The 20,973-nt window shown below is 33.4% G+C and carries 18 protein-coding genes and 1 tRNA gene; 13 read left to right on the forward strand and 6 right to left on the reverse strand.

The window, feature by feature from the left end:
* The first annotated feature begins 46 nt into the window (after positions 1-46).
* From BUB80_RS19380 to BUB80_RS19410, 7 genes are all read left to right on the forward strand, one after another.
* Complete coding sequence (locus BUB80_RS19380) at positions 47-1,363, forward strand: peptide-N-glycosidase F-related protein (RefSeq protein ID WP_175549633.1); 1,317 nt, start codon at positions 47-49, stop codon at positions 1,361-1,363.
* A gap of 390 nt (positions 1,364-1,753) precedes the next feature.
* The gene (locus BUB80_RS19385; protein WP_054513189.1) at positions 1,754-2,224 is read left to right on the forward strand and encodes a DinB family protein; all 471 of its coding nucleotides are present in this window, start codon (positions 1,754-1,756) and stop codon (positions 2,222-2,224) included.
* A 1-nt stretch (position 2,225) separates the two neighbouring features.
* The gene (gene rlmB, locus BUB80_RS19390) at positions 2,226-2,978 is read left to right on the forward strand and encodes a 23S rRNA (guanosine(2251)-2'-O)-methyltransferase RlmB (RefSeq protein ID WP_073296586.1); all 753 of its coding nucleotides are present in this window, start codon (positions 2,226-2,228) and stop codon (positions 2,976-2,978) included.
* Positions 2,979-3,005: 27 nt separating this feature from the next.
* On the forward strand, positions 3,006-4,055 hold the full coding sequence (locus BUB80_RS19395; protein ID WP_073296588.1) for a DUF6263 family protein: 1,050 nt from the start codon (positions 3,006-3,008) through the stop codon (positions 4,053-4,055).
* A gap of 110 nt (positions 4,056-4,165) precedes the next feature.
* Positions 4,166-4,393: a hypothetical protein gene (locus BUB80_RS19400; RefSeq protein WP_073296591.1), complete on the forward strand. Its 228-nt coding sequence runs from the start codon at positions 4,166-4,168 to the stop codon at positions 4,391-4,393.
* A gap of 33 nt (positions 4,394-4,426) precedes the next feature.
* Positions 4,427-6,967: a YfhO family protein gene (locus tag BUB80_RS19405; protein ID WP_073296594.1), complete on the forward strand. Its 2,541-nt coding sequence runs from the start codon at positions 4,427-4,429 to the stop codon at positions 6,965-6,967.
* A 126-nt stretch (positions 6,968-7,093) separates the two neighbouring features.
* The gene (locus BUB80_RS19410) at positions 7,094-8,392 is read left to right on the forward strand and encodes a glycosyltransferase family protein (RefSeq protein ID WP_073296597.1); all 1,299 of its coding nucleotides are present in this window, start codon (positions 7,094-7,096) and stop codon (positions 8,390-8,392) included.
* 227 nt (positions 8,393-8,619) lie between these two features.
* Here BUB80_RS19410 and BUB80_RS19415 read toward each other — a convergent pair whose 3' ends face one another.
* The gene (locus tag BUB80_RS19415; RefSeq protein ID WP_073296600.1) at positions 8,620-9,030 is read right to left on the reverse strand and encodes an EVE domain-containing protein; all 411 of its coding nucleotides are present in this window, start codon (positions 9,028-9,030) and stop codon (positions 8,620-8,622) included.
* Positions 9,031-9,087: 57 nt separating this feature from the next.
* On the opposite strand from BUB80_RS19415, the gene BUB80_RS19420 reads away from it, so the two are divergent.
* Entirely contained in the window at positions 9,088-10,053 is a 966-nt protein-coding gene (locus BUB80_RS19420) for a YpdA family putative bacillithiol disulfide reductase (protein ID WP_073296618.1), read from the forward strand.
* 37 nt (positions 10,054-10,090) lie between these two features.
* On the opposite strand, the gene BUB80_RS19425 is transcribed toward BUB80_RS19420, so the two are convergent.
* Both BUB80_RS19425 and BUB80_RS19430 read right to left on the reverse strand, forming a co-directional pair.
* Positions 10,091-11,275, reverse strand: coding sequence for an MFS transporter (locus tag BUB80_RS19425; RefSeq protein ID WP_073296621.1), 1,185 nt, complete (start codon positions 11,273-11,275; stop codon positions 10,091-10,093).
* A 133-nt stretch (positions 11,276-11,408) separates the two neighbouring features.
* A complete protein-coding gene (locus BUB80_RS19430) occupies positions 11,409-13,082 on the reverse strand; it encodes a glutamine--tRNA ligase/YqeY domain fusion protein (RefSeq protein ID WP_073296603.1) in 1,674 nt (557 codons plus the stop codon).
* A 159-nt stretch (positions 13,083-13,241) separates the two neighbouring features.
* Between BUB80_RS19430 and BUB80_RS19435 the strand changes: the two genes are divergently transcribed.
* Together BUB80_RS19435 and BUB80_RS23705 are read left to right on the forward strand one after the other, a co-directional pair.
* Positions 13,242-14,372: an alpha/beta hydrolase gene (locus BUB80_RS19435; RefSeq protein ID WP_083547296.1), complete on the forward strand. Its 1,131-nt coding sequence runs from the start codon at positions 13,242-13,244 to the stop codon at positions 14,370-14,372.
* A 434-nt stretch (positions 14,373-14,806) separates the two neighbouring features.
* Positions 14,807-14,974 carry a bacteriocin-like protein gene (locus BUB80_RS23705; protein ID WP_175549634.1) on the forward strand — a complete coding sequence of 56 codons (168 nt, stop codon included), beginning with the start codon at positions 14,807-14,809 and terminating at the stop codon, positions 14,972-14,974.
* A gap of 14 nt (positions 14,975-14,988) precedes the next feature.
* Here the strand turns inward: BUB80_RS23705 and BUB80_RS19440 are convergent, their stop codons facing one another.
* Complete coding sequence (locus BUB80_RS19440) at positions 14,989-15,993, reverse strand: o-succinylbenzoate synthase (protein ID WP_073296608.1); 1,005 nt, start codon at positions 15,991-15,993, stop codon at positions 14,989-14,991.
* Positions 15,994-17,010, reverse strand: coding sequence for a class 1 fructose-bisphosphatase (fbp, locus tag BUB80_RS19445; protein ID WP_073296610.1), 1,017 nt, complete (start codon positions 17,008-17,010; stop codon positions 15,994-15,996). It lies immediately after the preceding gene.
* Positions 17,011-17,333: 323 nt separating this feature from the next.
* On the opposite strand from fbp, the gene BUB80_RS19450 reads away from it, so the two are divergent.
* From BUB80_RS19450 to BUB80_RS19460, 3 genes are all read left to right on the forward strand, one after another.
* Positions 17,334-18,572: an aspartate kinase gene (locus BUB80_RS19450; protein WP_073296612.1), complete on the forward strand. Its 1,239-nt coding sequence runs from the start codon at positions 17,334-17,336 to the stop codon at positions 18,570-18,572.
* Between the two features lie 22 nt (positions 18,573-18,594).
* Positions 18,595-20,436 carry a lysophospholipid acyltransferase family protein gene (locus tag BUB80_RS19455; protein ID WP_073296614.1) on the forward strand — a complete coding sequence of 614 codons (1,842 nt, stop codon included), beginning with the start codon at positions 18,595-18,597 and terminating at the stop codon, positions 20,434-20,436.
* Between the two features lie 107 nt (positions 20,437-20,543).
* Positions 20,544-20,616: transfer RNA gene (locus BUB80_RS19460), tRNA-Phe, on the forward strand.
* 141 nt (positions 20,617-20,757) lie between these two features.
* Here BUB80_RS19460 and BUB80_RS19465 read toward each other — a convergent pair.
* A partial coding sequence (locus BUB80_RS19465) for a transposase (protein ID WP_228433893.1) occupies positions 20,758-20,973 on the reverse strand: 216 nt, incomplete at its 5' end.

The following is a 20,973-nucleotide window of genomic DNA, read 5'->3' on the forward strand; positions in this document are numbered from 1 at the left end:
TACATTTGTGACAAATACCAATTACATGTATAAAAAGCTATTCTTTATGAGTCTCTTTTCTATGGGACTTTTTCAATCACAAACAACAACCATGGTGAATGTGATTTCACAAGCAGTTTATTATGATGGTTATACAGCAACGGTATCCGAACCTATTCCTCCAGGTCTAATAAGATTAGGCAACACGAGATACGCAAGAAAACTTACAGATGCTGAACTGAATTCTTTTAAAGCAAAAATTGCCATGAGAGTATCTATAGGGGCTCTTTGTGACAACTATGACCGCCTGGGAGAAGTTTTCTTGGCTTTAGTTCCTAAAAATCAAGCTACTTATACTACAGACGATGTAAATGTAAAAAGAATAGAAGTAGGAAGATACATTACCCCTTTCATGAGTAAAAACCGATCTCCTACGGAAGTGCCCTACACCTATGATTTGAGCAATCTATATAATGTATTTCATGATTCTGCGCTTCGCAGCACTTACGATATGTATATGGAACTTGATGTGTTTGGTGTTCCTTATGCAGCACAAACACAAGTTGCCGGATGCTCGGGAAGAATTGATGTTTTTTCAGGATCCCTTACTTTCTTTTCAACGGATGCGGGAGCTACTGCTACAACATACAACAGTCTTACTCCTCTGTTAAGCTACACCAGAGTCAATAACTATAACAGTACTGATGTTCCCGGTGAAACAGTTAGAATTGTAAATTTTAACCTGCCCAGCCCTGTTACCGACGCTCATTTCGTTGTAATATCTACGCCTCATGGTGCTAACAGTGGTGGTGAAGAATATGTAAGAAGACAAAATTACACTTATGTAGATGATGTACAGGCGCTGACCTATACTCCCGGAGGAATTTCATGCGAGCCCTTCAGAGTATACAACACACAAGGTAACGGAATATATGGAGCTACCCCTAAAACATTTAACGACTGGACTTCATGGAACAACTGGTGCCCAGGTAACTCAGTTCCTATCAGAGGATTTACATTACCTAACATGACTGCTGGAAACCATACTTTGAAACATACCATACCAACTGCCGTTTTTAACCAGCAACAAGGTGATGTTTATTTATCTGTTTATATGCAAAGCAAAAGCAACGCGACTTTAAATGTGAAGGATATCAAAACCACCGATGTAAGCATATATCCCAATCCTACTTCCGACTTTGTTAATATAAAGTCACCAATAGATGTAACATCTCTCACACTATTTAGTGTAGATGGGAGAAAACTATTTGAAAGCTACAAGGAAAATAAAATAGATATTTCTTCATACAGCGCAGGAATTTACATTCTGAATATTGTTTTGAAAGACGGTACCTCTTTCAAACATAAGATTATCAAAAAATAAAAAGAATCCGAATATTCTTTTAAAAACAATAAAGAGCCTCCTATTGAATATTTTTCTTAGGAGGTATTTTTTTATCCACTCTTAAAAGTAAAGTACATCTTAGAAATTACATTGTTAATCATCTCCCAGTTTAATTCTCATATTTAAAAACATCAGCACAGCAACTAAGACATCGAAATCATTAGATATCATCGTAAAAAAGAAATTACCCTTCTCAAAATCAATTATTTTAACATTTATTTTCCTGTAAACAAACGAAAAAGGAATACTTTTTTTAACATTTCATTTTTTTCAAAATAGCATTTTATATAATTTTAACCTTAATCTCACGTTTAAAAATTGTCATTTCCAGTTTATTAAACTATTTTTGGTGATTAAAAATTTTGTAAAATGAATTATCATTTTCAAGCCCACAGACAGGTGAGAAGAAACCTTCTGGATATTCTGCAAAACACGTCTCATGAAGACCTTTTGCTAATACCAGATGGCTTTAACAATAACATTTATTGGAATATTGCGCATACAGTTGCTACACAGCAACTTTTGCACTATTACCTAAGTGGAAACCCTTTTAGAATCGATAAATATTGGGTCGAAACATATAAGAAAGGAACCCTTCCGAACTTAAATGTACAAAAATCTGAAGTGGAAGATCTGGAGTTTTTATTAACCGAAACTTCAAAGATCTTAATGAAAGATTATGACAGCGATTTCTTCTCAGATTACACCCCTTACACGACAAGTTTTGGGATGGACCTGAAAAGTATTCAAGATGCCATCATCTTCAACAACATACATGAAAGCCTGCATTACGGATATGCAATGGCACAAAAAAGAGCAATTTTAGGAGAAAAATATTAAAATGACAGATAAAAAAGACGATTTTATTTTCGGGCTTCGTCCGGTAATTGAAGCTATTGAAGCAGGAAAAACTATTGACAAGATCTTTGTACAAAATGCATTGCAGGGCGATATTTATGCAGAACTGAAAACGATTTTAGCCAAAAATAAATTACGTCCTAACTACGTTCCGGTTGAAAAACTGAACCGTTTTACGAGAAAAAACCACCAAGGTGTTGTAGCTTTTATTTCAGACGTTCCTTTTCATAAAATAGAGGATGTTGTTCCTCAATTGTTTGAAGAAGGGAAAACTCCATTTTTATTGATTTTGGATAGATTAACCGATGTAAGAAATTTCGGAGCCATCTGTAGAACTGCAGAATGTGTAGGAATTGATGCTATTATTATTCCTGAAAAAGGAGGCGCGCCAATTAATTCTGATGCTATCAAAACATCTGCAGGAGCACTTTATAATATTAAAATTTGTAAAGAACCGAATTTAGCTCACGTTGTAGATTATCTTCAACAAAGTGGAATTTCTGTATTTGCAGCTACTGAAAAAGCTCAAAAACTGATCTATGATGTAAGTTTCACAGAACCTTGTGCCATTGTAATGGGTAATGAGGAAACCGGAATTTCAAAAGAAGTTCTGCATCATTCAGACGAAAAAATAAAACTTCCTATTGAAGGAAAAACACAATCTTTAAATGTTTCTGTTGCATGTGGAGCAATCTTATATGAAGCAACAAGACAGAAATTAATGAAAGTAAATTAATCGATAACACATTCAAAATTAATTTAAATGAAAAACATAGCAGCATTTGCTCTACTATCATCTATAGCTCTAGTTTCTTGTAAAAAAGAAACGGCAACCGTAACCAAAGTAGATCCTAAAACAGGAAAAACAATCACTGTAGAAGTTCCGGCTGATTCTGTGGCGAAAGTTGTAGAAAACCCGGCAATTAAAGATTCTGCAGGAATTTACACTCAAACTTTTAAGCTTGAAAAAGGTAAAACCTATCCTCTTACAACCTACCAAAGAGATGTAAAGACAATGACGGATCCTCAAGGAAAATCTCTTAACGGAACCAGCGAATCTACGGATGAGATGACTTTCACTGTTAATGATATTAAAGGAAATGTATATGACATGACCCTTAATCTTATCGGAAAAAGAAACTCTCAATCTGCAGAAGGAAAAACCATTATTGTTGATACAAAACTGGCAATGCCGAAAGAGGATGATCTAAAAATGATCTGGAATATCAACAAAGCGCTTACAGGAAACAAACTGAATATGAAAATGGATACGAAAGGAAATGTACTTTCTATCACAGGTTTTGATGCAGTTTACACAAAAGTTTCTAATGCCGTAGGTACTCTTATCAAAGATAAAAACCAAAAAGAAAGCGTTGTTGCAAGTCTTAAACAAAGCTTTAATGAAAAGGTACTGAAAGATCAGTTCAATAAAAACCTTACAATCATTCCTAAAAAAGGAGCTAAGATTGGTGAAAAGTGGACGAATTCTGAAAACGCAGACCCAAGCGGAGCTGTTAAAGTTACTTCAAACTATGTATTAAAAAGCGTAGGAAACGGTATCGCAGAAATTGCTGTAACAGGTGGAATTCCTAAGAAAAGCGAAAAGAAAACACAAGACAAAATTACGCACAGCTTAAGCAGTGAACTTGTACAAAACGGTACTATTAAGTTTGATCAAAGTACAGGTTGGATTACCAATCAGAAAATTGATGTAGTTACTACTCAAATCGAAACAATTTCAGACGGAGCTCAATCTCAGTCTATGAAAAGTGTTTCAAAATCTTCTGTAATGGTGAATCCTTCTGCAAAATAAATAAAGTAAGTTTTAGGATAGAGAGTTGAAGAATTTGAGAATTTTTATGAATAGTAAATATTTCTCGACAAACTTCTAGCTTTAAACTTAGAATCTTAAATAAAAATATTATGAAGTTCATTCTTGAGTTAGTACTTACTGCAATTATTATTTTCTTTGTTTGGAATATTTTGAAAAGATTATTTTTTAAGACATTCTACAGTTATTTATTTAAAAATATCAAGCAAAATAATACGCAGCAAAACACCAACAACTCGACTAAGGATCATCAAAAAATCCACTGGGATGCAGAAACAGTGGATTATGAAGAGGTAAAAGATAATAAAGACAAAAGGTAAAAATACCTAAGAAAATAAAAGATAATAACCCGTATGGCGAAAAATAAAAACTTAATTTATACTGCAATTTCATTAGTTGTATTTATAGTTTTAGCATTTTTATATTCCACACCTGTTTTTACAGGAAAACAACTTTTCCAACATGATATTGTTCAGTATAGAGGCGGTGCAAAAGAACTTCTCGATTACAGAGCTAATACTGGCAGCGAAACGTATTGGAGTGATTCAATGTTTGGAGGAATGCCTACCTATCAGATGGGAAGCCAGTTCAAGGGAGATATCATTAAGAAAATTGATAGTAATCTGAACTTTTTGCCAAGACCGGTTAATTATCTTTTCTTACTTTTCGCCGGATTTTTCCTTTTAGGAATGGTAGTTGTCAGAAACTGGAAGTATGCTTTATTAGGCGCTACTTTCTTCGGACTATCCACCTATTTCTATATTATTATAGCAGCGGGACACAATGGTAAAGTAAATACTATTGAATATTTCGCGCCACTTTTAGCCGGAATATTGCTCGTTTATATCAGGAAAAGTTACATCTGGGGATTCATTGTCACTACCCTATTTATGGGGCTACAGATAGCTGCAAACCACCCGCAGATGACCTATTATCTTTTCATTGCGCTAGGATTTTTATTCTTATCAGAATTAATCAGAGCCATTCAAAAGAAAACACCGATGAAGCATTTTTTAATTTCTTCGGGAATTATTGCTGCTGCTTGTATCATTGGTGTGGGGATGAACTCTCAAAGAATCATGGCTAATGCGGAATATGTAAAAGAAACCGTTCGTGGAAAACAAATCTTAGATAACGACACGCATACTTCAGGAAAATCCGGAATGGATAAAGAAAGTATGCTGATGTGGAGCTACGGAAGACTGGAAACTTTAAACCTATTTATCCCTAGATTAATGGGTGGCGGAAGTCAGGAACCTGAAGCAAAAGATATCATGAATAAAGCTCAGGGACTTGTTGAGGCAAATGTACATTCACAAGCCGAATATGATAGAATTTCTAAGGGCTTCGGAAGTGTAACCTATTGGGGCGACCAACCTGGAACTTCAGGACCGGCTTATCAAGGGGCAATTGTATGTTTCTTAGCTTTATTAGGATTCTTTTTTGCCTGGAAAAAATACCGTTACTGGATTTTAGGAGCTTCTATTATAACTATTTTATTGGCTTGGGGAAGTAACTTTATGCCGTTGTCAGATTTCTTTATCGACTTCGTTCCTATGTATAATAAGTTCAGAGCGCCGTCTTCAATATTGGTTATCGTAGAATTATTATTCCCTTTAATTGCGATCATCGGATTATACAGATTCTTTACAGACGAGAAATTAACAGAAGAATACAAAAAGAAAATCCTTACTTATGTAAGCGGAGGAACGTTAGGATTTTTATTAATTCTATTGCTTTTCGGAAAGTCTTTATTAGGTTTTTACACAGAAAACGAAAAGTTATATCTTCCCCCTTTCCTATTAGATTTTCTGGTAGATGAAAGATTTAAACTATTTAGAGTTGATGCCATAAAAGCATTCATCTATGTTGCTATTGCAGCTGCTGTGTTATTCTTGACACTGAAGCAAAAGCTAAGTCAGAATATCGCATTAATCATTATTGGAGCTGTGAGTTTATTTGATCTTTGGACGGTAAACAAGCGCTATTTAAATGATGATAATTATGTAGACAAAGTATTTGCCGAAAATCCTTTCCAAACAGAAAGTTCGGATTTATTAGTAGAAAAAGTGCAGGCTAATCCTAGTTTAGGATCTATTGTATCCAGCGTTCAGGTTAACAAAACCTTGGAAACGATTTCTGAAAAAGATAAAACACACTACAGAATATTCAATAATATTTTAGGGACATTCAGTGAGACCAATACATCATACTTCAAATCTTCAATTGGAGGATATCACGCCGTAAAATTGAGAAGATATGACGATGTAATCAATGAATATTTCCAGGTAATGGATTCCGTAAAACTTCCTAATGTTCTTAATTTATTGAATGCTAAATATTGGGTTGTAGGTGGCCCAGAACAGCCTCAAGCAATGCCAAATCCAAAAGCTAATGGAAATGCATGGTTTGTAAGCGATCTTAAATTTGTGAACAGTCCTAACCAAGAAATTAAATCAATTGGAGTAATCGACAGTAAGAAAACTGCCGTTATTGCTTCTTCGGATAAAGAATATTTCAATAATAAACCCGTTCAGGCAGATCCAACAGCATTTATTAATTTAACAGAATACCAGCCTAATGAATTAGAATTCAAATCAGAATCTAAGACTCCTCAATTGGCCGTATTTTCTGAAATTTATTATCCTCACGGTTGGAAAATGTTCGTAGACGACAAAGAAGTTCCTTACATTAAAGCAGATTATTTACTTCGTGCAGTACACGTTCCTGCAGGAAAACACAACATCAGAATGGTCTTTGAACCAGAAGTTATTGAAACAGGAAAATGGATCTCTTTACTTTGCTTCGGATTATTCATCGCATTAAGTGGTTTCGGAATTTATTGGATGAATAAAAATAAGAAGAAGGAACTCCTACTTGAACAAAAATCTTAAAACAAAGTTCAATCTTAATAATCTTAACACCTTAACACCTTAACAAAAACTTAATGGTTAAATTTAAAACATTAAGAATAAGTTTAAGTTTTTAAGAATATTAAGTTTTATTCCTACGGAATTTATATGGAACAAAAGAAAATATTAATCATCACCTATTACTGGCCTCCTGCGGGAGGTCCTGGTGTTCAAAGATGGTTGAAGTTTGCAAAATATTTACCTGAATTCGGATGGAAACCCGTTATTTTCACACCAGAAAATCCGAGTTATCCCTTGTTGGATGAAAGCTTAATGAAAGATATTCCTGAGAATATTGAAATCGTTAAAACCAAAATCTGGGAACCTTATCAATTGGCTGAAAAGCTTAATAAAAGCAATAAGAAGTTTAAAGCCGGACAGTTCGATGTTGGTAAAAACCAAAGCTGGAAATCAAAGCTTTCGATTTGGGTAAGAGGAAATTTTTTCATTCCTGACGCCAGAGTTTTTTGGGTAAAACCTTCTGTAAATTTTTTAGAACAGTATTTAAAAGAAAATAAAATAGATGTTGTAGTTACTTCGGGACCACCACATTCTTTACACTTAATTGGTTTAAACCTTAAAAAGAAATTTCCAGATCTAAAATGGATTGCTGATTTTCGTGATCCCTGGACGGAGATTTCTTATTATAAACATTTAAAACTAACTAAAAGCTCCGACAAAAAACATCGACAATTAGAAAATGATGTTTTCAGAAATGCTAATATTACATTAGCCACAAGCTATACCGACGCTGAAAATTTCCGTAAAAATGGTGCGAACGCGGTTTGTATTACGAATGGTTTTGATGAATCAGATTCTTCTCAAACTCTCAAATCTTCAAACTCTCAAATTCTCAAACAAAAATTCACATTAAGTTATATTGGTGTTTTAGAACAGCTTAGAAATCCCGAAAATCTTTGGAAAGCCATTGATAATTTGGTGACAACCAATTCAGATTTTGCTGAAAATTTTTCATTGAAATTTGTAGGAAGAATTGATGATAAAATTTTACACTCGATTGAAAATTCAGGTTTAAAAAATCACATTTTAAATTTAGGTTATATTTCTCATGATAAAGCTATCATAGAAATGCAAAGTTCTGATATGTTACTAATCACTAATTTCCCTAATGAATCTTCAAAAGGTATTATTCCGGGGAAAATATTTGAATATTTAGCGACAGGTAAACAAATCATTTCTTTTGGACCGGATCGGGCAGATGTTTCAAAAATATTAAATGAGACGCATGCAGGAAAACATTTCAGTTATCAGGATTCTGAAACAATAAAGGATTTTATCTTAGAAAAATTTGAATTGTGGAAAAATGGAAACCTTCTTGAAAACACTCAAAATATTGAACAGTTCTCAAGAAAGAATCTTACAAAAAAGTTGGTTGAGATTTTATAATTTTTGAGGCAAAGATTTATTTACAATGCTCTTCTTTATTTAAGAAGGTAAAGAACTAATTGATTTCATTAAGCTTGTAGCTTCCTTAAAATAATAAAGTCTCATTAAAAAACTTAGCGTTTATATTAAAATTTTCAAATTTAAACGGCAACTAAATAATAATTTCCTTTAAATTCTTCAAATACGAAACAAAGTGTTTTTTTAATTCAAAACTCGGATTAACAGCATTATATCATCTTACTTTTTATGAATTGAAAATCTTTTTCATGAATTTCTAAAAAACCAAATCGAAAAGAAAATCCCCATTTCTTTTTATCAATAATAAAATCTAACTCATCAATTAAAGGAATAATTGAAACTTCTTTACTCTTACAAAAATCTATATTTCTACGAAACGGATTAAAACCTTCAGCCATAACACCTTGATAAACTTCCTCATCTTTCACCATACCAATTGCAGTAAAACTTTGACACTTTTCATCTTTCTCAAAATACCGTTTTGGTGAATAGAAGATGATTCCATCTCCAGTCCTTAACCTTTTTAGAGAAGTTGCTTTTCCGTGATTGGCCTGCATAAATCCGCCTTCAACTCCTCTTTCAATATGATCTTTTGATGCAACAGCAATATAATATTTCATTGTTGGATATTCATGATTTCAATTAAAGGTAAGAAAGTTTTTCAATATCTTAGCATGATGGAAGTTTTAGATATTCTTATTGTTGGAGCCGGACCCATTGGTCTTAATTGTGCGCTTGAAGCTAAAAAAAATAACCTGACTTATTTAATTATAGAAAAAGGAATTATTGTAAATTCATTATACAATTACCCTTTATATATGCGATTTTTCTCAACTGCAGAAAAATTAGAAATAGACGAGATACCCTTCATTTCAGCTGCTCCCAAACCTGGAAGACAAGATGCATTAGAATATTATCAGGGAATTGCCCGACAGAAAAATATCAATATTAATCTGTATGAAAAAGTACTCAACGTTTCTAAAAACGAGGCTATTTTTGAAATTAAAACCTCAAAAGCAACATACTACGCCAAAAATGTAATTATCTCAACAGGGTTCTATGATATTCCTAATTTGATGAACCTCCCCGGAGAGAATCTACCAAAAGTAAAGCATTATTATACCGAACCATACCCTTATGCAAAGCAGAAAATTGTGGTTGTGGGTTCTAGTAATTCATCTGTAGATGCAGCGCTGGAAACCTATAGAAAAGGAGCTGAAGTCACGATGATTGTTCGTCATTCTGAAATTTCAAAAAATGTAAAATATTGGGTAAAACCAGATATTGAAAATAGAATAGCCGAAGGAAGTATTACCGCTTATTTCAATTCTGAGATTATTGAAATAAAAGAAGACTCCGTTATTTTTAAAGATGAAAATGAACAGATCCATGAAATTGAGAATGATTTTGTCCTGGCGATGACAGGCTATCTTCCCGATTTTGAGTTTTTGAAAAATTCAGGAATTGATCTTCAAGGAGATTGTTTAAACCCTATTTACCATCCTGAAACCATGGAAACAAATATTAAAAATCTTTATTTGGCAGGCGTTGTTTGTGGTGGAAAAGACACCCATCTCTGGTTTATTGAGAATTCAAGAATTCATGCAGAAATGATTATAAAAAACATTCTCCAAAACAGATAACCGTCTTGGAGAATATTTTATTAATCTGAAATAATTTTTATTGCTCTATAACTTCTTCTAACTCCTTCTTGTCTTTCAACATCCATGGAACAATAAAGTAAAATGCAATAGCAATACCTGTTGCTAAAACTCCGGTTCCAATCCACAAGGCATTAAATCCGAATTTTTGAGCAAGCATTGTTCCTATGTACGGAGTAACAATGAATGCTATTGAAAACGAAATTCCATTCAGTCCCATATACGCTCCTTTATTGTTTTTTCCTGAACGCATTGCGGTGATGGTTGACATAAAAGGTAATGTCCAAATTTCACCGATACAAAGTAATGTCATAGAAACAATCAACGTAATCATACTGTAATCAAATGCTATCATTGCATAAGAAAATCCACAAATGAAAGTTCCTAAAAGCATTGTTATCGCCAAACTGAAGTACTTCTCTGCAATTTGTACAAATCCCATTTCAAGCAAAACAATTAAGAATCCGCTATATCCTAAAATGTACCCAATACTCTGTTGGCTTAAATGTGCCGTATCTTTATAAAAGATTGTCAACGTACTAAATAACTGGAAAAAGCATATTGAAAACAACATACAAAAGAAACAATATACAAGAAACTTACGATCTTTATATGGCGAGTTTTCTTTTTTGATAATGATTGCTTCTTTTACTTTTTTAGCTTTTAACTTGGCCAATTTATTTCGTTTATAAAAGAAAGAAATGTATAATATCCCGGCTAGAAAAGCCGCTAAAGCATTACTGTAAAATAAAAAATTGTAAGAAATAGCAGATAAAATTCCGCCCAAAGCAGGGCCAACTGAAAATCCTAAATTCACGGCCATACGGTTCAATGAAAATGCTCTCGTGATATTTTCGGGTTTTGCATATTTTGTTATTGCCACCGAGTTCGCAGGGCGAAAAGTATCACTTACAATACTTTGCAATAAAATGATCGCCGCCACTCCAACCTCTGTTTTAAAAATTGGAATTAAACAAAACAACGGTACGCTTAGTAACAAACTCATATATTGAACTTTATACTCTCCAATTCTATCGGTTATAAATCCTCCTAGCCAAGATCCTATTACAGATCCTATTCCGAAAAAGCTCAGAACAACTCCCGTATTCTCTATACTGAAATGTAAATGATCCGTCATGTATACTCCTAAAAACGGAAGTACCATAGAACCTGCACGGTTGATGAGCATTACCAAGGCCAACATCCAACTTTCCTGAGAAAGTCCCTTAAATGAGTTGGTATATATGTTTATTAATTTCACAATTTTTGATTTTAAAACAAAAGAACAGGGCCTATACAATAAGCCCTGTTCTTTTTATATTAGTATAAATAGATTTTTACTCCGGCTTATAAGAGTCTTTTAATGTTACAGTACGGTTAAATACCAATTTAGTATCCGTAGAATCCTGATCTTTCGTAAAATATCCAATTCTTTGGAATTGAAGAGGTTCTCCAATTGCAACATCATTTAAACTAGGTTCAGCAAAACCTTGAATTGTAGAGACAGATTCAGGATTAATAAAATCCAAGAAATCTACATCTTTTTCAGCATCTGGCTGTTCCACAGTGAATAAGTTATTGTAAATTCTTACATCTACAGGAAGTGCATGCTTTGCAGAAACCCAATGTAATGTACCTTTTACTTTTCTTAAACTTTCCTCAGTTCCACTCCCCGACTTACTTTTCTCGTCATAAGAAGCATAAATGGTTGTAATCTCTCCGTTCTCATCTTTCTCCACTCTTTCAGCTTTAATGATGTAAGCAGATTTTAAACGGACTTCTCCACCAAGTTTTAATCTAAAGAATTTATTGTTCGCTTCTTCTTTAAAGTCTTCACGCTCAATATATAATTCTCTTGAAAAAGGAACCTGCCTTGTTCCGGCATTTTCCTGCTCAGGATTATTTTCAGTTTCTAACCACTCTTCATTTCCTTCAGGATAGTTTTCAATCACCAATTTCACAGGATCTACCACTGTCATCACACGTTTAGCGACTTTATTCAAATCTTCACGGACGCAGAAATCCAACAATTGAATCTCAATAAGGTTTTCCCTTTTAGCAACTCCTACTTTCTCAATAAAATTCCTGATGGAAGTAGGCGTAAAACCTTTTCTCCTCATTCCGGAAATCGTAGGCATTCTAGGATCATCCCATCCGGTTACTGCATTTTCAGCAACAAGCCTTTGCAGCTTCCTTTTGGAAGTAATCATATAAGAAACATTCATCCTTGCAAATTCTCTTTGCTTAGGAGCTACTTTAGATTCATCATATACCTGCTCTAAATACCAGTTATAAAGAGGTCTGTGATTTTCAAATTCTAAAGAACATAATGAATGAGATACTTGCTCTAAATAATCAGACTCACCATGTGCCCAGTCGTACATTGGATAAATTTTCCAATCCGTTCCTGTTCTGTGGTGAGGTTTATTCAAAATTCTATACATAACAGGGTCACGCATATTCATATTTGGCGAAACCATGTCTATTTTTGCACGAAGAGACATTGAACCACTTTCGAATTCACCATTTTTCATTCTCTCGAATAAATCTAGAGATTCTTCAACAGGACGATTTCTGAACGGAGATTCAACTCCAGGTTCTGCAGGATTTTTTCTTTGTTCTGTAATTGTTTGAGATGGCTGCTCATCAACATAAGCTTTTTTATCTTTAATCAACTGAACGGCCCAATCGTAAAGCTGCTGGAAGTAGTCTGATGCGTACAATTCTTTATCCCATTTGAATCCTAACCACTCGACGTCTTTTTTAATAGAATCTACAAATTCCTGTTCTTCTTTTTCAGGATTTGTATCGTCAAAACGTAGGTTTACAGGAGCATTGTATTTTTCACCCAAACCAAAATTGATACAGATGGCTTTTGTGTGCCCAACATGTAAATATCCATTCGGTTCAGGAGGAAAACGGAAACGGATCTGATCTCTGTTTAAACCGTTTGCCAAATCATCTTCTATAATTTGCTCAATAAAATTGAGAGATTTTTTTTCTTCTTCCATTAAGTCAGCTTTTAAATATCACATTTTGTGACAATTTGCAAATTTAGGAAATTTCACGGGTTTATGAAAATGTAAAATCCTAAAAATAACAAGTTAAAAAATTATTATTTTCTTTTAAAATATGCGGAAAAATGATTAAATTCACTAAAACTAACACTCATGTCTGTCTTTATCTTAAGTAACAGGAAAATTGTGCGCCATCAGGGTGAAAAATTAGATTCATTTTCTAATGATGAATATTCAATTCCTAATTTCAGAATTGCAAAATGTAATTTTGAAAACTACAAAGAACCTACAGCACAAGCTAAAAAAAAGAAGAATTATACCAATCGGAACATTTTAGATTATCAACTCTTTTCAGAACCTGAAAAACAAGGATACCAAGATGTTTTGGATGTGTTGCTAAGTGAAAAGGGAATCAAAAAATCAGCACTTACGGCAAATAATCTTGGCGGAAGCCAAAGAATGTTTTATGAATTGTATAAAGAAATGTCTTCCACCAAAGAAAGAAGTGATGTTTTGATATTTATTCATGGATATGCCTATGATTTTGATGATGAATTGCAGGCAATGATTGATCTTAAAAAGCTTTTCATAGACAATCCGGAATCACCCGTTGAGCATATTTTATTTGTAAGTTGGCCTGCTTCGAGCAGCATTGTTCCTTTGACTTATTTTGATGATAAAGCATCAAGTATCAATTCAGGAACTTCTTTACTGAGACTTTTTTATTTTTACACTCAATTTTTAAAAGATATTTTTTCCAATCGAGATCTTGCTCCCTGCAACCAAAGAATTCATTTAATGGCCCATTCTATGGGAAACAGAGTGCTTCAAAGTATGTTGTATAGCTTGAAAAAGGAGAATATTCTAAGAGTTATTGATCAGGTTTTGTTATTGAACTCTGATGTTACATATAAAGTTTTTGAAGATTCTGAAGACTCATTTAATAAACTTCCTTTATTAGCCAACAGAATCTCCATCTATCTAAACCGAAAAGATACCATTCTTGGGATTTCTCAGTTCACAAAAAATATTCTAACCCCAAGACTAGGTAAAAATGGACCAAGCGATATTGAAAAATTCAAAGATATTGTTTCGATCATCGATTGTACTTTCATTGAAAACGATTTGAAAAATAGTTTAAAATTTGAAATCGGAAATCATTGGGGATACCTTTCTAGTTCGCAGGTTCAAAGAGATATTTTTCAAAATTTATATGGAGTAGATCGTAATCTTATCACCCATAGAGCTAAAGATAACGAAAATATCTTCACAATTATTTCTTAACAACCTAATAAAAAAATATAATGAATGAGCTCATATGTTAAAGTTGGCATGGGAACTAAAATTGGCATAAAGATTGCGAATTCATTAAACAGAGAAATATAAATTTTATATCATGAAGAAAGTTAAAAGTAAGTTTTCTTATTTATTAAAAAAAATTAAGAAAGCAATTTTCGTGAAAGACGTGATTTAATTAACAATATAAAAAAACTAACTATCCGACCCTAAAATTACATTATCTATACAACCAATTCAATTTTTTATCTAATAAGCTTTTAGAGTTTATTAGATATTTCTTGTTTTTAGCTTTTATCCTATAATTAACTAGACAGTAAAACATTCATAATATTTCACTATCTAGTTAATTATAGTTAAAAATCTTGTTTATTCTAAAAAAGAAATTGATCTTTACTTTACAAATCAATTAAATCTTTATTATGAAAAATCTAGAAAAAATCAAAAGAGAAAAACTAAAGACAATCAAAGGAGGAAGACCGCCTCTTGGATGCAACAGTTGGAATCCAAGTACGATGTGTTGTAGATCATGGGCACCTGACTATTGTGGCAATACTACTTGCCCAGATTCACCAGCTCCCGCATGCTAGTTAATTCTTCTCAATTATATTTTGAACCATAGCAACTCATTTTTGAGTTCCAAATCGGATTCAAAATTATTGACAAATAAAGCTCCGGTGCCCAACCCTTGTGGCATCGGATTTTTTTTGGTAAATGTATACTGTGTAATTGCATTGAGTCCGATATTACTTTCAAGCGCAGAGGTAATCCACCAACCAATATTGAATTCTTCTGCAAGAGAAATCCATTCATCAGAACAGGAAAAACCTCCCACTAAAGCAGGTTTTAAGATGATGTATTGAGGATTTATTGTTTGCAAAAGCTTCTTCTTTTCGTCGTAATTAATGATTCCTATTAATTCTTCATCTAAAGCAATCGGAGTTGGAGTTTCAGCGCATAATTCTGCCATATCGCTCCAATTACCTGCCTTAATGGGCTGTTCGATGGAATGAATATCCAAATCTGCCAATTGTTGCAATACTACTTTCGCTTCTACTTTGCTAAAACCACCGTTGGCATCAACACGTAATTCTAATTTTTCTTTGGAAAATTTCTGTCTTAATTTTTGAAGTACTACATGTTCAGATTTCCAATCGACTCCAATTTTCAATTTAATACAATGGAAACCATTATTCAGTTTATCCTGAATCTGCTCTTCCATATAATGAATGTCACCCATCCAGATCAAACCATTGATAACGATTGAAGCTTTTCCTTGTGTAAATTCACTAGGAAAATATAGATTGCCTCCATTCTGTAAATTCAAAATGGCTTGTTCGTACCCAAACCAAATAGATGGAAATTCTTTTAATTCTTCTTTTAAAAACTCAGAGTCTTTTTCTATATGATCACAAAGCCATTGCAGCTTTTCTTCATAATCCGGTCGGTCATCAAAACTCAGTCCTCTGAAAATAGCACACTCTCCTATTCCTTTTTTATCATTTTCTGAGATTTCGAGAATAAAAGTTTCTTTTTCATGCAAAACGCCACGAGATGTTCCACTCGGGCGTTTGAATTCTAATAAATATCTAGAATATTTTGCTTTCATTTATTTTACACTGTCAATTCGCATAAACTCCTCTGCTTTCTCTACCATATTTATACTTCCACAGAAAAACGGAATTCTTTGATGAAGTTCTGTTGGCTCAATTTCCAATATTCTTCTAAATCCGTCTGTTGCTTTTCCTCCCGCTTGTTCTGCCAAGAATGCCATAGGATTACATTCATACAGTAATCTTAGTTTCCCAGTTGGAGCTTGTGAATAAGATGGATAAATATAGATTCCACCTTTTAACATATTTCTATGGAAATCTGCTACTAAAGAACCAATATATCTTGAGGTATAAGGTCTGTCGCCTTCTTCCATCTGACAATATTTAAGATAGTTCTTAACACCTTGAGGGAATTTGATATAATTTCCTTCGTTGATAGAATAAATTTTACCCGTTTTTGGAAATGTCATATTCGGATGAGAAAGATAATAGGTCCCTAAAGAAGGATCCAATGTAAATCCGTTCACCCCGTTTCCTGTTGTATAAACAATCATGGTAGATGAACCGTAAATAACATATCCTGCAGCAATTTGATTCACTCCTTTCTGTAAGAAATCCTCTAACTGAACGGGTGTACCTGGCTCGCTTACTCTTCTGTAAATAGAGAAAATAGTTCCTACAGAGACATTTACATCAATATTCGAAGAACCATCTAGCGGGTCAATCAATACAACATATTTACTTAGATGACCATTTTCACCACACTTAATGTCAATAAAATCATCATTCTCTTCAGAAGCAATACCACAAACTACCTCTCTTTGGGATAATGCTGTAATAAAAATTTCATTAGCGATCACATCAAGCTTCTGCTGCTCTTCTCCCTGAATATTTTCATTTCCTGCTTTTCCAATGATATCTGCAATTCCGGCCTTATTTACTTCCCTGTTTACCACTTTAGAAGCAAGTCTTATTGCACTCAGAAGACGTGAAAATTCACCTGTAGAATACTGGAAGTCGTCTTGTTTATCAATAAGAAATTCTCCTAAAGTCTGTAATGGTTGATCTGACATATTTTTCTTTTTACGTTTTGCTCAAATTTCGTAAAATTTGGAACAATATAAAGAATTTTCTTTCAAAATACACTACCTACTGTATATCAAATGATTACACCACAAACCCACATCAGTATCTGCAATTTAGTCCTTAAAGTGAATCACCAATTTAACACGCGAAGGAAAGAAAATTTTAATATTTGGGCTGTATCAATAATTTTAATAAAATCTTAATTCTTAGTACCACTCGCCTCTTTCATATCTCGTTGTAAATTTATAATTTTGACGTCCGTAAAAAACTCAATTAAATTTTATCTAACAATTTTATTTTTAACAATTTAATGAAAATTTTCAAGTTTGGTGGAGCATCGGTAAAAGATGCTGAAAGTGTAAAAAATGTATCCATGGTATTAGAAAGCCAAGGATTTGCTAAGTGTGTGCTGGTAATTTCAGCCATGGGCAAGACGACTAATGAATTGGAAAAAGTGGTAGAGCTTTATTTCAAGAAGGACAACTATCAAGCTGAGATCAAGAACATTAAACAGAAACACATTGAAATAGCTAAGGGGCTTTTCCAGGAAAATCATGCTGTTTTTGCAGAAATCAATTTGTTTTTTGATGATATTGATTCTTTTTTACGAAGAAATAAATCTCCAAACTACAATTTTGTTTACGACCAGGTTGTAAGCTGCGGAGAAATGATTTCAACTAAAATCGTAAGCGAATATCTGAATGAGATACAGTTTACCAATCAATGGTTAGATGCCAGAGATTATATAAAAACTGACAATTCTTACAGAGATGGTAATGTAGATTGGAAAAAGACTGAAGAATTTATGTCTACTCTAAACCCTGAAATCTGCTATGTAACGCAAGGTTTCATTGGTTCTGATGATAATAACTTCACAGTAACCTTAGGAAGAGAAGGTTCAGATTATTCTGCAGCGATCTTTGCTTATTGTTTAAATGCAGATGCAATGACGATCTGGAAAGATGTTCCAGGAGTAATGACAGGAGATCCAAGAAAATTCAAGGATGTAACCCTTCTTTCACATATCTCTTATGAAGAGGCAATTGAAATGGCTTATTATGGAGCAAGTGTTATCCATCCTAAAACATTGCAGCCTTTACAACAAAAGAATATTCCTTTTTATGTAAAATCTTTCGTAGATCCTACTAAAGAAGGAACAAAAGTAGGTGCTTCAGATAAAAATGAATATCAGGAATCTTATATTTTAAAAGAAAATCAAAATCTTTTAAAAATTTCTACAAGAGACTTTTCATTCGTTGCTGAAGATCATATGAGTTTGGTTTTTGGTTATTTATCAAAATATAAAATCAAAGTTTCTTTGATGCAGAACTCTGCAATTTCCTTAGCTTTATGTCTGGAAGATAAATTTGGTAAAATAGACGAGCTTAATGAAGAACTTCAGAAAATTTTTAAAACTGAAGTAGTAAAAGATGTATCTTTATTTACCGTGAGAAATGCGAAGATGGAGAACATAGATAAATTTTACCAGGAAAAAAGTGTATTATTGGAACAGATTTCTAAGAATACGCTTCAAATGGTAACACAATAAAATTAATTGCGACTAAACACACATGAGTTTAATTTCGAAAAACGATTTAATTCAAGCTTCCGGCTTAAGTAAAATAGGATTTTTAAAGAATCCAATAGCATCTGCTGTGATGAGCATTGCTAAAATAAATGAAGTAAACAGACTATACGATAAACTAAAAGATAAGGAAGGTAAAGACTTTTTCGACTCATTTGTGAGAGAAAGAAACTTAAGCTATGTTGCTTTTGAAGAAGATCTCGCAAAAATCCCAAAAACAGGACCATTTATTTTGGTATCCAATCATCCACTAGGAGCGATTGACGGGATTTTAATGTGCAAAATTTTATCAGAAGTACGTCCGGATTTCAAGGTGATGGGTAATTTCCTTTTGGAAAAAATCAAGCCGATGGAGCCATTCGTAATTTCTGTAAATCCTTTTGAAAACAGAAAAGGAGCTTACAGCAGCTCTTCAGGAATGCGTGAAACATTAAAGCATTTACAAAACGGAGGTTGTGTAGGTATTTTCCCTGCAGGAGAAGTTTCTAACAAAAACAATCCTTACAGTGAAATTTTAGATAAAGAATGGGAAAAACCGGCTCTTAAGCTTATTAAAATGGCAAAAGTGCCGGTAGTTCCTATGTATTTCCATGCAAAGAACAGCCGCCTTTTTTATCAGGTCGCAAAAATTCACCCGAGTTTACAGACCTTGATGCTTCCTGCTGAAATGATGAATGACAGGGAAAAACCTATCCGTATCAGGATTGGAAAACCCATCAGTGTCAAGACAATGGATGAGATGGAAACCATGGAAGAATTAGGAGAATTCCTAAAACGTAAGGTTTATATGATGAAATCTTACTACGAAAAGAGAAAGTCTTTGGCTCAGGCTATTAATCTTCAAAATCTATATGTAAAGTTCCCTTTGCTTAGAGAAGAGAATATTGTTCAGAATATCATTGATGAAACTCCGAAAGAAGATATCATTAAAGACATTAGCAAACTGAAAGGCACTGATAAAATGCTTTTTAGTAATGGTAACTATGAAATCTATTTCACTGCTTACGAAGAAATACCTTCTGTAATGAGGGAAATTGGGCGCCAAAGAGAGCTTACATTCCGTGCTGTAGGAGAAGGGAGTAATATGCCTTTTGACCTTGATGAATATGACAAGCACTATCATCATCTTTTTCTTTGGGATAATGCAGAAGAGAAGCTTGTTGGAGCCTACAGAATGGCTTTAGGTAAGGAAGTAATGAAGAAATCTGGTATAAAAGGTTTCTACACCAGTTCTTTATTTGAATTTGAACAAGATATCCATCCTTTCTTTAGAAAAGTAATTGAGATGGGAAGAGCCTATATCTGCCAAGAATACCAACAGAAACCCCTTCCTCTTTTCCTTTTATGGAGAGGAATTGTGCATGTTTGTTTAAGAAATCCTGACCATAAATTCCTAATGGGAGGTGTGAGTATCTCTAATAAGTTTTCAGAGTTCTCTAAATCATTAATGATTGAGTTTATGCGTTCTAATTATTATGATTCTGCAGTGGCTCAATACATTACTCCTAGAAACGAATATAAAGTAAGACTTAGAGAAAGAGATAAAAGCTTATTCTTTGACGAAATGGAATCTGATCTAAACAAGCTGGATAAGATCATTGACGATCTAGAACCAGAATTAAGATTGCCTGTTCTGATCAAAAAATACATTAAGCAAAATGCAAAAGTTATTGCATTTAACGTGGATCCCAACTTCAATGATGCCATTGATGGATTGATGTATATTAGGATAAGCGACCTTCCTGAAAGTACCATAAAACCTGTGTTAGAAGAAATGAGTGAACAAATAAGAAAGGAACAAGAAAATAATTCTCCTGAGAATCAGTAGGTTTTTATTTTTATTAGAAAAAAGTGTGATTAATACTTGCTTCATATATGAAAACTTAGTACTTTTGCATCACTTTAAAACAACGAAGTAAGTCAAACAAACAAAATGGTTTCTTAGCTCAGTTGGTAGAGCAATGGATTGAAAATCCATGTGTCCCTGGTTCGATTCCTGGAGAAACCACAAGAAATTATTTGATTTCTAAAATCCCTTAAATTTTACGATTTAAGGGATTTTTATTTTATCTAATGTTTTATCTTTTGTTTATTTAATAAAATTATACAAAGCAGTCCAGAATTTAGGATCAGTTCCAAAACTTGGGGACTACGCAAAAAGTTTAGATAATCTAAAAAGGAAAAACGATTTATCTCGCACGCCTCTAAGTTGTAATCTGAAGTTTTTTATTTTGGCATTGAAAGACTCAGCTGCCGCATTCGTGCTACGAGCATTAAAATAATTGAGAATATCATCATAGTTTAATATGATTGTTCTCGTTAATGTATTGAAGGTTTTAAACCCGGACTCTTCCACTTCTTTAAA

Source organism: Chryseobacterium polytrichastri, from assembly GCF_900142445.1.
Taxonomy (GTDB): Bacteria; Bacteroidota; Bacteroidia; order Flavobacteriales; family Weeksellaceae; genus Chryseobacterium; species Chryseobacterium polytrichastri.

Bases quoted from the DNA above. Each gene is read 5' to 3' on its own strand.
- BUB80_RS19420 (WP_073296618.1), top strand. From the start codon at position 9,088: ATGGAAGTTTTAGATATTCTTATTGTTGGAGCCGGACCCATTGGTCTT.
- BUB80_RS19410 (WP_073296597.1), top strand. From the start codon at position 7,094: ATGGAACAAAAGAAAATATTAATCATCACCTATTACTGGCCTCCTGCG.
- BUB80_RS19440 (WP_073296608.1), bottom strand. From the start codon at position 15,993: ATGAAAGCAAAATATTCTAGATATTTATTAGAATTCAAACGCCCGAGT.
- BUB80_RS19380 (WP_175549633.1), top strand. From the start codon at position 47: ATGAGTCTCTTTTCTATGGGACTTTTTCAATCACAAACAACAACCATG.
- BUB80_RS19385 (WP_054513189.1), top strand. From the start codon at position 1,754: ATGAATTATCATTTTCAAGCCCACAGACAGGTGAGAAGAAACCTTCTG.
- BUB80_RS19405 (WP_073296594.1), top strand. From the start codon at position 4,427: ATGGCGAAAAATAAAAACTTAATTTATACTGCAATTTCATTAGTTGTA.
- BUB80_RS19425 (WP_073296621.1), bottom strand. From the start codon at position 11,275: ATGTTGGCCTTGGTAATGCTCATCAACCGTGCAGGTTCTATGGTACTT.
- fbp (WP_073296610.1), bottom strand. From the start codon at position 17,010: ATGTCAGATCAACCATTACAGACTTTAGGAGAATTTCTTATTGATAAA.
- BUB80_RS19430 (WP_073296603.1), bottom strand. From the start codon at position 13,082: ATGGAAGAAGAAAAAAAATCTCTCAATTTTATTGAGCAAATTATAGAA.
- BUB80_RS19450 (WP_073296612.1), top strand. From the start codon at position 17,334: ATGAAAATTTTCAAGTTTGGTGGAGCATCGGTAAAAGATGCTGAAAGT.
- BUB80_RS19395 (WP_073296588.1), top strand. From the start codon at position 3,006: ATGAAAAACATAGCAGCATTTGCTCTACTATCATCTATAGCTCTAGTT.
- BUB80_RS19400 (WP_073296591.1), top strand. From the start codon at position 4,166: ATGAAGTTCATTCTTGAGTTAGTACTTACTGCAATTATTATTTTCTTT.
- BUB80_RS19455 (WP_073296614.1), top strand. From the start codon at position 18,595: ATGAGTTTAATTTCGAAAAACGATTTAATTCAAGCTTCCGGCTTAAGT.
- BUB80_RS19435 (WP_083547296.1), top strand. From the start codon at position 13,242: ATGTCTGTCTTTATCTTAAGTAACAGGAAAATTGTGCGCCATCAGGGT.
- BUB80_RS23705 (WP_175549634.1), top strand. From the start codon at position 14,807: ATGAAAAATCTAGAAAAAATCAAAAGAGAAAAACTAAAGACAATCAAA.
- BUB80_RS19415 (WP_073296600.1), bottom strand. From the start codon at position 9,030: ATGAAATATTATATTGCTGTTGCATCAAAAGATCATATTGAAAGAGGA.
- rlmB (WP_073296586.1), top strand. From the start codon at position 2,226: ATGACAGATAAAAAAGACGATTTTATTTTCGGGCTTCGTCCGGTAATT.